Origin of the sequence: Acinetobacter sp. ABJ-A23_2 (genome assembly GCF_044538765.1) — a bacterium.
Lineage (GTDB): Bacteria > Pseudomonadota > Gammaproteobacteria > Pseudomonadales > Moraxellaceae > Acinetobacter > Acinetobacter nosocomialis_A.
Genome location: NZ_JBIUCP010000017.1, coordinates 1 through 14,256, shown reverse-complemented (window position 1 = coordinate 14,256; position 14,256 = coordinate 1). Strand labels below are relative to the sequence as shown.

The window sequence follows — 14,256 nt, the reverse complement described above, 5'->3', positions numbered from 1 at the left end:
AAAGTCCGATTGCCAAAAGTTGCACTGAGTGCATGTCATCGTTTAAGTCACCATAAGCGAATTAAATGTTATTTTTTAAGCAAAAATTCACATTTTCTTACGCTCAAAGCTTGGAATGTTTGTTAATCGCGCTATATTCGATAAGAATAAGAACAGGAGAAAAATAGCATGGTTCAGCAAATCGATGCGCCACTGCGTGAGGATGTCCGCTTACTTGGCAATTTGTTAGGTGAAACCCTAAAACAACATGCAGGACAAGAACTGTTTAATCAGATCGAGCAAATCCGTGCGCTTGCCAAAGGTGCACGTGATGGTCAAGCTGAAGCCGAAAAGCAATTAGAACAATTATTTTTAGAACTGCCCGATGAAGAGCTATTACCTCTCACCCGCGCTTTTTCTCATTTTTTAAATTTTGCCAATATTGCCGAGCAATACCATGTAGTGCGTAGCCGCAGACAGGCAGAGTTTGATTCGGAGGCTAATTCTCCAAATCCACTTGTCCACTTATTTCAAAAATTTAAAGATAAAAGTATTTCGACGGAAAAACTGTTCCAGCAAATTTGTGACCTTAATATTGAACTGGTACTTACGGCACATCCAACCGAAGTCAGCCGTCGTACCCTTATTCAAAAATATGATGATATCAATGCATGTTTATCTCAGCTTGATCAGCAAAAACTTACTCCACGTGAACGCCAAAACGCACTTGCGAACTTAAAACAACAAATTAGTTCGGCTTGGCAAACAGATGAAATTCGTCAGCACCGCCCGACTCCTGTCGATGAGGCAAAATGGGGCTTTGCAACCATTGAGCAAACGCTTTGGAATGCTGTACCTAAATTTATTCGTGAATTAAATGAATTAGTTCAAGACAATTGCCAACAAAACTTACCACTCAATATTGCGCCAGTGCGCTTTGCATCTTGGATGGGTGGAGACCGTGATGGTAACCCGAACGTTACTCATCAAATTACCCAAGAAGTGCTGTGGTTATCACGCTGGCAAGCTGCTGACCTTTACCTGAGAGATATTGAAAACTTACGTTGGGAACTTTCAATTCAGACGTGTTCTGAAGAAATGATTCAGGCAATTGGTAGCCAACATGCAGAACCTTATCGCGAATATTTACGTGCAACACGCGAGCGTTTAAAAGCAACTCGACACTGGTTAGCTCAACGCTTACAAGGCTTAGAAGCAGATGACAGCAATGTCATTAAAAGCAAAGATGAGCTGTTACAACCATTATTGCTGTGCTATCGCTCTTTAATTGACAGTAACCTTCCAGAAATTGCGAATGGTCAACTTCTCGACTTTATCTACCGTGTGAACTGTTTTGGTATTGAATTACTTAAACTCGATATTCGCCAAGAATCAGGTCGTCATCGTCAAGCCATTTCAGCCATTACTGAGTATTTAGGTTTAGGCAATTTTGAGTCATGGACTGAGCAAGCACGCCAAAACTTCCTCATTCAGGAACTACAAAGCAAACGTCCACTTCTACCAAAATATATTAATGAGCCAGAAGGGAGTTTGATTGGCCACCCAGATGTTCAAGAAGTATTTGCAACTATGCGTACTTTGGCTGACCAACCGCCTGAGTCGTTAGGAGCTTATATTATTTCGATGGCTGAATATCCAAGCGATGTTTTAGCTGTGTTGTTATTGCAAAAAGAAGCAGGTATTCAACATCCTTTACGTGTCGTGCCTCTGTTTGAAACTTTAAAAGATTTAGATGGCGCTGCCACTACCATGAATACGCTGTTCAATATGCATTGGTATAAGCAGCACATTCAGGGCAAACATGAAGTCATGATCGGTTACTCCGACTCAGCAAAAGATGCTGGCTTCATGTCTGCCAACTGGGCGCAATATCGTGCTCAAGAAGAACTGACTGCAATTGCTCGTACACACGGCGTACAGTTGACTCTATTCCACGGTCGTGGTGGCTCAATTAGCCGTGGTGGTGCCCCAACCCAACAGGCACTATTCTCACAGCCACCAGGTTCAATCTCTGGTGCAATTCGTGTGACAGAACAAGGTGAAATGATCCGCTTCAAATTCGGTCTAGAAGGTATTGCGATGCAAAACCTTGAAATCTATACCGCAGCAACACTTGAAGCGACCTTATTACCACCGCCAGAACCTAAGCCCGAATGGCGTGAACTCATGAACCGTATGACCGATCATTCAGTGAAGGTTTATCGTCAAACCGTGCGTGAAAACCCACATTTTGTGAAGTATTTACGTACCGTCACGCCTGAGCTTGAGTTACAAATGTTGCCTCTAGGCTCGCGTCCAGCAAAACGTAAAGTTAGTGGTGGCATCGAGTCTTTACGTGCCATCCCATGGGTATTTGCATGGACTCAAATCCGTTTGATGTTACCTGCATGGTTAGGTACAGGTGCAGCCATTAATGAAGTGATTGCCGATCAGCAAAAAGCAACACTTGATGAAATGCTCCAGCAATGGCCTTATTTCCAGACGCTCATTGATATGCTGGAAATGGTATTGTCTAAAGCCGATGCCAACATTGCTCTCTATTACGAGTCTCACTTAACTGAAGATGAAGATTTAAAAGTGCTCGGCAATCAGTTACGCCAACGACTAAAAGATGCTGTTGAAACGTTACTTAAATTGAAAGATGAATCAAAGCTTTTGAGCAACAACGAGGTTCTTGACCAATCTATGCAAGTACGTAAACCGTACTTACTTCCTTTGCATCTTTTACAAGCTGAACTCATGAAACGCCGCCGCGATTACCTCGCGGAGCGTCAGGCAGAACATACCCCTGTTGACCATGCACTTATGGTGAGTATTGCGGGTATTGCTGCTGGTTTACGTAATACGGGCTAAGCTGTTTTTACCGATCGTTTGACAAAGCAGCACATCATCGATGTGCTGCTTTTTACTTGCAAAGTTCCCCATTTTTCATAAATTTTCCCCGATTTTATATTTTTTTAAATATTTTTTTAAAATCATAAAATTAAGTTTTATTATAAAAAAATAACTAATTCCTTATATTTAGAATTCTTAAAATTATACCAATCGTTAAAAAATAATTACTTTTCACTCACATACTGCTCACCAGAGATTAAATGCTTTCCAAAGAAAGAGTATCATTGCACCAATTAAAGAATAATGAGCTCATTTTATGTCCAACTGGTTTCCAAAATGGCAGCCTTACCAAGGTGATGTTGACCATCGACCGGTCTCTACCAATGAATATCTCCCCCCAGTTCAAAGTGCCATTTTAGGCATCCAACACGCATTTGCCATGTTTGGAGCCACTGTTTTAGCACCATTACTTATGGGCTTTAACCCTAACCTCGCTATTTTAATGTCCGGTATCTGTACCATCCTGTTCTTCTTAATTACGGGTGGTCGCGTTCCAAGTTACTTAGGATCGAGTTTTGCATTTATTGGTGTGGTTGCAGCAGCGACTGGGCACATTACAGGTTCGGGTGCCAATCCAAATCTGTCTATGGCTTTAGGTGGAATCGTAGCGTGCGGTATCTTTTACGCACTCATCGGTTTTATTGTCATGCTTACGGGTACGCGCTGGATTGAAAAACTCATGCCGCCTGTAGTAACTGGCGCAATTGTGATGATTATTGGTTTAAACCTTGCACCTGTTACCATTAAAGGCGTTGCTGGCCAACCATTTGAAATGTGGATGGCATTAATCACTGTGCTTTGTATGGGCAGTATTGCAGTCTTTACGCGTGGTTTATTACAACGTCTACTTCTGTTGGTTGGTTTAATCTTGGCTTATGCAATTTATGCCATCACGACCAATGGTTTAGGTCTAGGTAAACCAATCGATTTTAGTCAGATCTCACAGGCTGCATGGTTCGGTATCCCAAGCTTTTCACATCCTACTTTTGATACCAAAGCTATGCTAATTATTGCGCCAGTTGCATTAATTTTAGTGGCAGAGAACTTAGGCCATATTAAAGCAGTAGGTGCAATGACTGGCGAAAACCTAACGCCACAATTAGGCAAAGCATTTGTTGCAGATGGTTTAGCAACAACGCTTTCTGGTAGTGTTGGCGCGCCGGGGATGACCACTTATGGTGAAAATATTGGTGTGATGGCAGTCACTCGTGTGTACTCAACCATTGTTTTTGTGATTGCGGGTGTCTTCGCCATTTTCTTAGGTCTATCTCCAAAATTTGGCGCGGTGATTAGTACCATTCCAAGCGCTGTTTTAACAGGTGCATCTATTGTCGTATTTGGTTTAATTACCATTGCTGGTGCAAAAATCTGGATCGAGAACAAAGTTGATTTTTCTAACAATAAAAATCTGATTGTTGCTTCAGTCACGATTATTTTAGGTGCCGGTAACTTTGAATTATTGTTCGGTAATTTCAATTTAGGCGGTATTGGTACCGCAACATTTGCGGCCATTATTCTAAATTGGTTATTTAGTTTTAAAGATAAAACTTAAATTCAAAAAGGCAGCGTAAGCTGCCTTTTTTCATTCCAATTTAGTATGATAAATTTTTGCGCTTCAATACGTTCCTATCATGCGTTTTGATTTTTTTGATTTACAGCTCGTTCTTCATATTGTCTCTACAGGTAGCCTAACTAAAGGTGCAGACCGCTCTGCTATTTCTCTTCAAGCAGCGAGTGAACGTATTAAAAAACTCGAACAGTATTTTGAAACACCTTTATTTATTCGCCAAACCACAGGTGTAGAACTCACCACAGCGGGACATGCTTTTGTAGAACATGCTCGTCAGCTTTTAGCACAAAAAGATCAACTCGAACAAGAAATGCAGCGCTTTAAGTCTTCTACAACACAAGCCTTAACGCTTTGGTGTAACTCTTCAGCTCAAAGCGAATATTTGCCTCGTTTATTACCGCAATATTTAGTGCTTCATCCTGAAATGAATATCGATTTGCACGAAGCAGAAAGTTCGGAAATTGTAGATGCATTAACCCAAGGAATTGCAAACCTTGGCTTGGTCTCAAGCTTTTTTGATACCCGACATTTGCAAACGAAAGAATTTGCGAGTGATCCTCTAGTGTTGATTTGTCCTGCTACACATGAGTTAGCTCAATATCAACAGTTGAATTTGGTAGAGGCTTTAAGTTATGGTTTTATTGGCCTTAAAGCCCACCACTCTTTGCAACAGTCCATTGAAACTCAAGCTAAATTATTAGGCTTTAACATACAATACCGTTTGCGCTTACCTAACTTTAGTGCAATTGCTGAAGTAGTCGCCAAAGGTGTGGGAATTGCGATTATGCCAGCTCGTGCGGCACAGCGTTTGCAATCAGATTATGATTTTCATTCGATCCAACTTCTAGGTGCATGGGCAAATCGTAAACTCCTTTTAGCCACACAAAACTTCAACCAGCTGCCTAGCAGTTACCAACAGTTTGCAGATTTTTTATTGCAGCATCGTCCTGAAAAAACGGCTTAATGCAAAATCATATAAAGCCCTAACGACACCAACCCTATAAAAAAGATACGTCGAAATAACTGCTCATTGAGTCGATAACGGATTTTTTTACCGATCCACATTCCAATGAGTGCAGCCAACAACGCAGCAAAAGATAAACGATAGTCCAGTGTTACTCCAGACATCGGGTTATGGTGTAAAAAAACAGCAAGGCAAATGGTAGAGACTGTAAATGTTAATCCCAAAGCTTGTACCAGCTCATCACGTTTTAAATGTAAAGACTGCAAATATGGCACGATAGGAATAATAATGACGCCTGTGGCTACGGTGACTGCCCCACCAATATATCCAATAATCGGCGATAACCAGCGCTCATGTTTCCCTAAGTGTGGAAGCTTTTTGACACACAGCCCATAAAGACCATATAAGGCCAACATACAGCCTAATAAAATCTCACTACTATGCCCATGACTTTGACTTAAAGTGGGTAGAAAGCTCCATATTGAGCCCACCACAATGCCTACGAGTAAGGTCCAGAAACGGCGAATAAAAGCCCAAACATGCCCCTCAGCAAAAAGCTGCCAAACATTGGTGACCATTGAAGGAACAATTAAAAGAGATGCAGCCTGAAAAGGGCTCATTGCGATGGTGAGTAAACCCATTGATACTGCGGGCAAACCTAGGCCAATCATGCCTTTGATCATGCCAGCAAAGGCAAACACCATCATAATAATTGCTAAAAAAGTCACTGTTTATCTCCGATTCCCTACATGGTTATGCTACGGAAAAAACAGGTTTTGCCCTATTCTTGTTTTTAGGAGTAGGCCTCAATTAGAGGTTGAGGCCGTTTTATATTTTTCTTCTAAAACATTACTAAAAATACTTTCGATCATCCAAACTCGGTACAAACTATTAAATACATAACTTTGCCCATCAATACGCAACTCTAAAACTGGCAAATCAGGCTGATGCTTGTCTTTGCAAAGTGCATCATTTTGCTCTAAAACAGATGGGACATCTTGTTCAGTTAACTGCTCAATACCAAGTTGCTGCTGTAACTCTTGGAAATGTCTTTGGAAAGATAAGTCTTTTCCTTTCGTCCAAACTGCCTGCAAAATAGTAAAAATTGTATCGAGTTGCTGATTTTCCGGCACGCTATAAAAAAGCTTTGCCATCTCAAGCGTATTTTCTTCTGTAGGGCGACAAAAAGGAGTAAAAGCCACCTCAGTACGTTTAGAAACACGTGTTGCCAAGCTCCAGTCAAACCAGTCTCGACCTTGGTAACTGAGCGGATAGACTTTTAACTGAATATCATAATAGTCTGCGAGTTCTTCTTTAATATACGCAAGAAGTAACCAGCTCATTGGATCTTCTAAAGCAATGAATACATCAAGCTCAGGATGAAGAGACTGAATTTCATTAAGTGCTTCAGCATCATTAATCAAATGTTCACGCCATTCGATATGATTAATTAAAAAAATCGGAATACCTGTCAGTAACTTTTGTTGTTTTAAACGACGGGTTAAACGTAATAAATCATCCACTGCGTGATATTTACGTCCACCAAATTCAAAGTACGCTGCCTGTACAGGCTCATCTGTAAAAATACGTTCTGGGAAGTGCTGTGGCATCTGATGCTTCACTGCCATGGCATGTAAAGTACGTAACTTTCCATATTGCTGTTGCCAAAGCATGTGAAAGATATCTTCAAGTAAATGTAAGAAGTTCTGACCTTGTAATGGGGTTCTTTTTAATATGACAGCGGCTTGTTTTAAAGCTTCTTGGCTTGGGATTTCTGGGAACTCATCAAAAGCAAACCGATGCTGATTTGCTAAAATCTTGGCATCATTTAAACAATAATGCTGCCACTCCTCATGCGTCATACTGTTTGGAGGTTCAGAAGCTGTATGAGAAATAATAATTTTTAAAGGTTTAAGCTCATCACTTAAAATTTCATCTAGCTGAGACAATTGCTGAACAGCCAGATAGCTATACACATCATCAAGTCGTAAATAAATACTTAAACCATTTTCCGTGGGTAACACCGCTTGACGAGAAGGCTTTTGGTAAAACCAGCTCGATCGGATAGGGTCAAACCAACGGCGTAGCAGTGACATGAGTAGTGCCTCTAAAAAATAAATCCTAAGCGAGATCAAAAGTTATTTTGATCATAGAGCAAGGTTAAGCAGTAGTCGAGATAGAAAAATGACTACCTAAGTTCGCGCAGAAAATATGTCATGTTATTTCGCGAGTTTCTGCGTAGGTGAAGATTTTATCACCATTTTATGGCAAACCCATAGAATGATCTGAAAACACCTTTTCCTACAAGCGGATTTTTTTTACCAGATATAAAAAATGCACCCATAACATGATAGCAATTCATCGTGTTAATGGGTGCATGTTTCCTACTCAATTATTAAAATTGAATATTTTATAAAACGCGTACAGCTCCTTTTGCCGCACTTGTGGTATGCATTGCATAAACTTTTAACGCTTTTGATACTTTACGTTTACGTTCTTCTTTTGGATGCCAGCCTTTCGCTTCTTGAACTGTACGACGGTGCGCCATAGTCGCATCATCAACATTCAAGTGAATCGTACGGTTTGGAATATCAATTTCAATGGTGTCGCCATCTTCAACCAAACCAATTGCACCGCCTTCCGCAGCTTCTGGCGAAACGTGTCCAATTGAAAGACCTGATGAACCACCTGAGAAACGACCATCTGTCACCAATGCACAGTCTTTTCCTAAACCTTTCGATTTAAGATAGCTGGTTGGGTAAAGCATTTCTTGCATACCCGGACCACCACGTGGACCTTCGTAACGAATCACCACAACGTCACCAGCTTTAATGTCATGACCTAAAATTGCATCTACAGCTGCATCTTGGCTTTCAAATACTCGCGCTGTACCAGTAAATTTCAAGATTGATTCATCTACACCCGCAGTTTTTACGATACAACCATCAAGCGCGATGTTGCCATATAGAACTGCTAAACCACCATCTTTAGAGAATGCATGCTCTGCATTACGAATCACGCCTTTTTCACGATCGCCATCTAAAGTTGAGTAGTAACGGTTTTGAGAGAAAGCAACTTGAGTTGGTACGCCACCCGGAGATGAACGATAGAACTCATAAACATCTGCATCTTCAGTACGAATAATGTCCCACTTATCTAATGCATCTTTTAAAGTTTTCTCGTGCACTGTCGGTACAGATACATCAAGTAAATTCGCACGATCAAGCTCACCTAAAATAGCCATGATACCGCCGGCACGGTGAACATCTTCCATATGAACATCTTGTTTTGCAGGTGCTACTTTTGAAAGTACAGGAACTCGACGTGATAATTCGTCGATGTCGTCCATAGTAAAATCAACTTCAGCTTCACTTGCTGCAGCCAATAAATGTAGAACTGTATTGGTTGAACCACCCATTGCAATATCAAGGGTCATCGCATTTTTAAATGCAGCCTTAGTCGCAATCGAACGAGGCAAAATACTTGCATCTTCTTGTTCGTAATAGCGCTTAGCCAATTCAACAATAAGCTGACCCGCTTTTAAGAATAATTTTTTACGGTTTGCATGCGTCGCAACAATCGAACCATTACCCGGTAAAGATAAACCTAAAGCTTCGGTTAAACAGTTCATTGAGTTTGCAGTGAACATACCTGAACATGAACCACAGGTTGGACATGCTGAACGTTCAAATTCTGCAACTTCTTCGTCTGTATAACTTTCATCAGCCGCAACAACCATGGCATCTACAAGGTCAATCGCTTTTTCATTACCGCGGAATTTGACCTTACCCGCTTCCATTGGGCCGCCAGACACAAAAACTACTGGAATATTTAGGCGCATCGCAGCCATCAACATTCCCGGTGTAATTTTGTCACAGTTAGAAATACACACCATGGCATCTGCACAGTGTGCATTCACCATGTATTCAACCGAGTCTGCAATCAAATCACGTGATGGTAATGAATAAAGCATGCCGTCATGCCCCATTGCGATACCGTCGTCTACTGCAATTGTATTGAACTCTTTAGCAACACCACCTGCTGCCTGAATTTCTGCTGCGACAAGCTGCCCTAGATCTTTTAGATGGACATGGCCCGGAACAAATTGAGTAAATGAATTGACCACCGCAATAATCGGTTTGCCGAAATCTTCATCTTTCATTCCTGTTGCACGCCATAAGCCACGTGCGCCAGCCATATTTCTTCCGTGTGTCGATGTTTTTGAACGATAGTCAGGCATTTGTGTTTCCAACAAGTTGTGCTTGAGTGAAATGACTTCCACTCTGGCTGAATGATACTGATATAGCGTTAGATCAGTCGGAATATTGACTCATCATCATAATTTGATCATTCTCCATTCTATAGAAGCAAATAATATAGGGAAAGCCAAGAACGATAATACTCAGTCAATATTTAGCAAAACTTACATGAATAATTTTTTATTTTTTTATAACCTTTTTTTATTAATAAAATTTTTTCAATAATTTTTTGTTCACTATTTAAAAACTAAAACGCTCAATCGCCATGAGTTTAGGGCTTCAAACGTTTTTCACGTATACTACCCATAAACTCTTTTTGGATTGCATTTGTGAAAATTATTTTTGCTGGCACCCCCGAATTTGCTGCAACAGCATTGGCGGCTTTATTAAAAACTTCCCATGAAATTATCGCGGTTTATACTCAACCAGACCGTAAAGCAGGTCGTGGACAAAAACTAACGCCATCTCCTGTAAAACAGCTTGCACTTGAACATAATATTCCTGTTTATCAACCACTCCACTTCAAAGCTTCCACCGAAGAAGGCTTGGCAGCTCAACAAGAACTGGCTGCTTTAGGTGCCGATGTGATGGTCGTTGCAGCCTATGGTTTGATTCTTCCACAAGCTGTGCTCGATACACCTAAATATGGTTGTTTAAATATTCACGGTTCATTATTACCACGCTGGCGTGGTGCAGCACCAATTCAACGTGCGATTGCAACAGGTGACGACGAAACTGGTATCACTATCATGCAAATGGCTGCCGGTTTAGATACAGGCGATATGATGTATAAAACCTATTGCCCAATCACTGCCGAAGATACTTCTGCGACTTTGCATGACAAACTTGCAGATCAAGGTGCAACAGCAATTTGTGCGGTACTCGAGTCAGAAGAAACACTACAAAAATATTTGGCAGAACGCGAAGTTCAAGACGAAAGTTTAACGGTCTATGCTCATAAACTCGTAAAGTCAGAAGCTCGTATTGATTGGTCAATTGATGCTGTTCAAATTGACCGAAATATCCGTGCATTTAACCCTTGGCCAGTCGCTTTTGTTCAACTTGATGAAAACAATGCGCTGCGTGTTTGGAACTCAACCGTTTCTAGTCAAAGCAAAGCAAATACCCAAGCTGGTGAAATTATTGCAATTGATAAACAAGGCGTGCATGTTGCTTGCGGTGAAAATACATTTATTTGTTTGACGAGTGTGCAATGGCCGGGTGGTAAAGCATTAAATGCTCAACAAATTGCACAAACTCAAAAACTTCACGTAGGACAGATTCTGCCATGAGTCAGGTTAATTCAAATTCATCACGTTTTAACCTACGTGCTCAAGTCGTCCAAACGTTACTAAAAGTTCAGCAAGGGCAATCACTTGCTAGTATTTTAAATACACAGCTCAATCAAGTTGCAGAGCGTGATCGTGCTTTGTTTCATGAGCTTGTTCTAGGTACGCTACGCCAATGGTTTGCACTTAAATCAATTAGCTTACCGTTGCTCAGCAAACCTTTAAACAATGAGACAGTAGAAACCTGTCTATACGTTGGTCTTTATCAAGTTTTATGCACGCGTATTGCAGCGCACGCAGCCATCTCGGAAACAGTCGATGCGACTAAACAACTTGGTTTCCCTGCACTCAGTGGTATTGTTAATGCAATTTTGCGCCGAGCAACTCGCGAAACTGATGACTTTGAACAAGGTTTACAGCAAGCACATGGCTTACCAAGTTGGCTTTTTAAACGCTTAAAAAAGGATTGGGGAGAACAAACCGAAGCGCTCTGCCAATCGTTAAAACAAGTTGCACCTTTAACCTTACGAGTGAACCAGCGACACATTGGTCGAGATGCTTATTTAGCAAAACTACAAAGTTTAGATATTCAGGCACGTGCATGTGCTCTGTCTGAAGCAGGTATTGTTCTTGAGCAATCTGTACAAATCACTCAGTTACCTGGTTTTGAACAGGGCTGGTTCTCTGTACAAGATGAACATGCGCAGCTATGTGCAACCCTATTGCCTAATTTAAACAATAAAACGGTGATTGATGCATGTGCTGCTCCGGGTGGTAAAACAGCTCACTTGCTGGAAAAATTTAAACCAGCACAGTTAATCGCCATTGATCAGGATGCGAGTCGTTTAGTGCGTGTGACTGAAAACTTAAATCGACTACAGCTAGACCAAAGCCATACTGAAATTCTGGCTGCGGATGCGACTAAGTGGACTCCGGCTGAACCCGTAGATTGTATCGTGCTTGATGCGCCTTGTTCTGCGACAGGTGTAATTCGACGTCATCCTGACATACGTCTATTGCGTCAATCTACCGATATAGCGCAAACCATTGAGCTACAAAAGCAGATTTTGGAACACATGTGGCAACAACTTAAAGTTGGCGGCACATTGCTCTACATCACCTGTTCAATTTTAAAAGCTGAAAATGAACAACAGATGATCGACTTCTTTGCAGAACATACCGATGCAAAAGAAGTGAAAATCGAAGCAGCTTGGGGAATTGAACAAACCCATGGCAGACAATTATTGCCACAAGCACAATCTGGTGATGGTTTCTATTATTGTAAAATCCAAAAAATTGCATAAAAAAAAGCAGGCGTTATGCCTGCTTTTTTACTAGATCAGTATCTTAAAGTGTATGCTGATCTTTTACTTCATCTAAAACTTCATCTAATTCTTCAGGATGCTTTGCTAAATGTAAGATGGATAAAGCCAGTCCACCCCATACAAACACCATCGAAATTATTAACATCACGATTGCCGAAGTATTCATTATTTTATCCTCCTAGCGATCTTTCATTTTACTTAACACGATAGCTACGACTGCACAGAAAATCACACTACCCCAGCCGAATACACCTTGTAAGCTCATACTATAAGTATCATAGCCATTTTTGATCAAATTAAAAACAGTCATAGAGAGTGTTGTTAATAAGATTAAAGAAGTGATGACTGTTAAAGTGAAATCCCAGCCTTTACCCAATTGAATGGTTGAAATGCGGTTTACATGGTCACGAAGCTCTTTAAGTGCTGAACGTTTAAACCAAGCTACACTAATAATCGATAATAATGCGCCACCAATAATCCCAATGTTATTAATAAAGTGGTCAACAATATCAACAAGCTTAATTGCATTTACACTTGAGAATAAAATAATTGATACAAGCGCACTACCGCCACCAATAATGGTTACAGCTTTCTTGCGTCCCCACTTCAACTTATCTTGCATTGCAGCAATCGGCACTTCTAAAATACTGACCATTGAAGAAATACCAGCTACAAATAATGAAGAGAAGAACAAAAGACCAAATAGGTCAGCACCCGACCCTAAACTTGAAATAATTTTAGGGAAAGCAATAAATGCGAGTCCAATACCACCACTCACGACGTCTTTAACTTCAGTACCTGCAGCATGTGCCATAAAGCCAAGCGCCGCAAAGATACCAATACCCGCTAAAATCTCTGTCGATGCATTTGCAAAACCGACAATAAGACCTGAGCCAGTTAAATTGGTTTTTGGTTTTAAGTATGATGCGTAGGTCACCATAATCCCGAAACCAACGGAGAGTGAAAAGAAAGTATGACCATAAGCTGCTAACCAAACTTTATAGTCCATCATGGCAGACCAGTTCGGTGTAAAGAAAGCATTTAAGCCTTGTACCGCGCCCGGCAAACGCAATGACTGAATCACTAAAATGGTAAATAAAACAAACAATAAAGGCATGAAAATCTTGTTAGATAATTCAACACCCTTTTTCACTCCACCATATAAAATGATTAAAGTCAGTGCCCAAATTCCAACAATCGGCCAGAATAAATGACTTACAAACTGTAAATCAAAACCAGTCGCTTTTGAGGTTTGTAAATAGGTATTGAAGAAGAAGCCTTCCGGGTCACTGCCCCACATCTGACCAATAGAGAAATAAATATAACTACCAGCCCAAGTCAGTACACTTGCGTAGTACAAACCGATGATGATACAGACACAAACCTGCCACCATCCTAATGTTTCTCCTCCTTTAAACAAAGCTCGATACGCTTTAGGAGGTGACCCATTACTACGATGGCCTACCGCATAATCTAAAAATAGTAATGGTAAACCTGCTGTAATGAGTGCAAGTAAATAAGGAATAAGAAACGCACCACCACCATTTTCATAAGCAACGTAGGGGAAACGCCAAATATTACCTAAGCCGACAGCCGAACCAACGGCTGCAATAATAAAACCAGATCGTGACGTCCAGTTTTCACGAGAATCTGTCATAGAACACCTAATTTTAAAAAGATTGCTTATTTTTACTGCTTTTGTTGATTGTTATTCCGCACGCAAAAAAAGAACCAAAGAATACTTTTGCGTTTGATAGAGAATAAAAGGCACCTTTTGAGTATTTTTATTTTCATGTCAAACAAGCAAAAATAGAAAATTCTTCCTTAAAGATTTTTGTCCATTTTTTGCTCCTATATAACTGAACAATACCTGTTTTTATTTATTTTTACTGTAATTTCCGTCTGAAATTTTACGTTTTTTAGAGATTTTTATTCAGATTGGTTATTTTTTAGC

The 14,256-nt window shown here is 40.5% G+C and carries 10 protein-coding genes; 5 read left to right on the top strand and 5 right to left on the bottom strand.

Annotated features, from left to right (window positions below; all coding sequences use genetic code 11):
* Window positions 1-168 precede the first annotated feature (168 nt).
* The 3 genes from ppc (at window position 169) to ACH63V_RS07865 (ending at window position 5,429) form a co-directional block, all read left to right on the top strand.
* A complete protein-coding gene (ppc, locus tag ACH63V_RS07875) occupies window positions 169-2,853 on the top strand; it encodes a phosphoenolpyruvate carboxylase (RefSeq protein ID WP_396463171.1) in 2,685 nt (894 codons plus the stop codon).
* Between the two features lie 298 nt (window positions 2,854-3,151).
* Window positions 3,152-4,447 carry a solute carrier family 23 protein gene (locus ACH63V_RS07870; RefSeq protein WP_311070129.1) on the top strand — a complete coding sequence of 432 codons (1,296 nt, stop codon included), beginning with the start codon at window positions 3,152-3,154 and terminating at the stop codon, window positions 4,445-4,447.
* 79 nt (window positions 4,448-4,526) lie between these two features.
* The gene (locus tag ACH63V_RS07865; RefSeq protein WP_311070130.1) at window positions 4,527-5,429 is read left to right on the top strand and encodes a LysR family transcriptional regulator; all 903 of its coding nucleotides are present in this window, start codon (window positions 4,527-4,529) and stop codon (window positions 5,427-5,429) included.
* Here ACH63V_RS07865 and ACH63V_RS07860 read toward each other — a convergent pair.
* The 3 genes from ACH63V_RS07860 to ilvD form a co-directional block, all read right to left on the bottom strand.
* On the bottom strand, window positions 5,426-6,157 hold the full coding sequence (locus ACH63V_RS07860; protein WP_019458620.1) for a sulfite exporter TauE/SafE family protein: 732 nt from the start codon (window positions 6,155-6,157) through the stop codon (window positions 5,426-5,428). The two genes, ACH63V_RS07865 and ACH63V_RS07860, sit on opposite strands and share 4 nt — an antisense overlap.
* A gap of 78 nt (window positions 6,158-6,235) precedes the next feature.
* Window positions 6,236-7,525 carry a hypothetical protein gene (locus ACH63V_RS07855; RefSeq protein ID WP_396463170.1) on the bottom strand — a complete coding sequence of 430 codons (1,290 nt, stop codon included), beginning with the start codon at window positions 7,523-7,525 and terminating at the stop codon, window positions 6,236-6,238.
* Between the two features lie 314 nt (window positions 7,526-7,839).
* A complete protein-coding gene (gene ilvD, locus ACH63V_RS07850; RefSeq protein ID WP_022576132.1) occupies window positions 7,840-9,669 on the bottom strand; it encodes a dihydroxy-acid dehydratase in 1,830 nt (609 codons plus the stop codon).
* 348 nt (window positions 9,670-10,017) lie between these two features.
* Between ilvD and fmt the strand changes: the two genes are divergently transcribed.
* Entirely contained in the window at window positions 10,018-10,980 is a 963-nt protein-coding gene (gene fmt, locus ACH63V_RS07845; RefSeq protein ID WP_396463169.1) for a methionyl-tRNA formyltransferase, read from the top strand.
* Window positions 10,977-12,281 (top strand): 16S rRNA (cytosine(967)-C(5))-methyltransferase RsmB, encoded by a 1,305-nt coding sequence (gene rsmB, locus ACH63V_RS07840; protein ID WP_396463168.1) that lies wholly within the window; start codon window positions 10,977-10,979, stop codon window positions 12,279-12,281. The genes fmt and rsmB overlap by 4 nt, the downstream gene beginning before the upstream one ends.
* A gap of 43 nt (window positions 12,282-12,324) precedes the next feature.
* Here the strand turns inward: rsmB and ACH63V_RS07835 are convergent, their stop codons facing one another.
* Together ACH63V_RS07835 and ACH63V_RS07830 are read right to left on the bottom strand one after the other, a co-directional pair.
* Complete coding sequence (locus tag ACH63V_RS07835; RefSeq protein WP_151762191.1) at window positions 12,325-12,468, bottom strand: methionine/alanine import family NSS transporter small subunit; 144 nt, start codon at window positions 12,466-12,468, stop codon at window positions 12,325-12,327.
* A gap of 12 nt (window positions 12,469-12,480) precedes the next feature.
* Complete coding sequence (locus tag ACH63V_RS07830; protein WP_311070136.1) at window positions 12,481-13,959, bottom strand: sodium-dependent transporter; 1,479 nt, start codon at window positions 13,957-13,959, stop codon at window positions 12,481-12,483.
* Window positions 13,960-14,256: the final 297 nt, after the last annotated feature.

What these genes read in the sequence shown, in the direction of transcription:
- ppc (WP_396463171.1), top strand. Translation starts at nt 169, where the DNA reads ATGGTTCAGCAAATCGATGCGCCACTGCGTGAGGATGTCCGCTTACTT.
- ACH63V_RS07870 (WP_311070129.1), top strand. Translation starts at nt 3,152, where the DNA reads ATGTCCAACTGGTTTCCAAAATGGCAGCCTTACCAAGGTGATGTTGAC.
- ACH63V_RS07865 (WP_311070130.1), top strand. Translation starts at nt 4,527, where the DNA reads ATGCGTTTTGATTTTTTTGATTTACAGCTCGTTCTTCATATTGTCTCT.
- ACH63V_RS07855 (WP_396463170.1), bottom strand. Translation starts at nt 7,525, where the DNA reads ATGTCACTGCTACGCCGTTGGTTTGACCCTATCCGATCGAGCTGGTTT.
- ilvD (WP_022576132.1), bottom strand. Translation starts at nt 9,669, where the DNA reads ATGCCTGACTATCGTTCAAAAACATCGACACACGGAAGAAATATGGCT.
- rsmB (WP_396463168.1), top strand. Translation starts at nt 10,977, where the DNA reads ATGAGTCAGGTTAATTCAAATTCATCACGTTTTAACCTACGTGCTCAA.
- ACH63V_RS07835 (WP_151762191.1), bottom strand. Translation starts at nt 12,468, where the DNA reads ATGAATACTTCGGCAATCGTGATGTTAATAATTTCGATGGTGTTTGTA.
- ACH63V_RS07830 (WP_311070136.1), bottom strand. Translation starts at nt 13,959, where the DNA reads ATGACAGATTCTCGTGAAAACTGGACGTCACGATCTGGTTTTATTATT.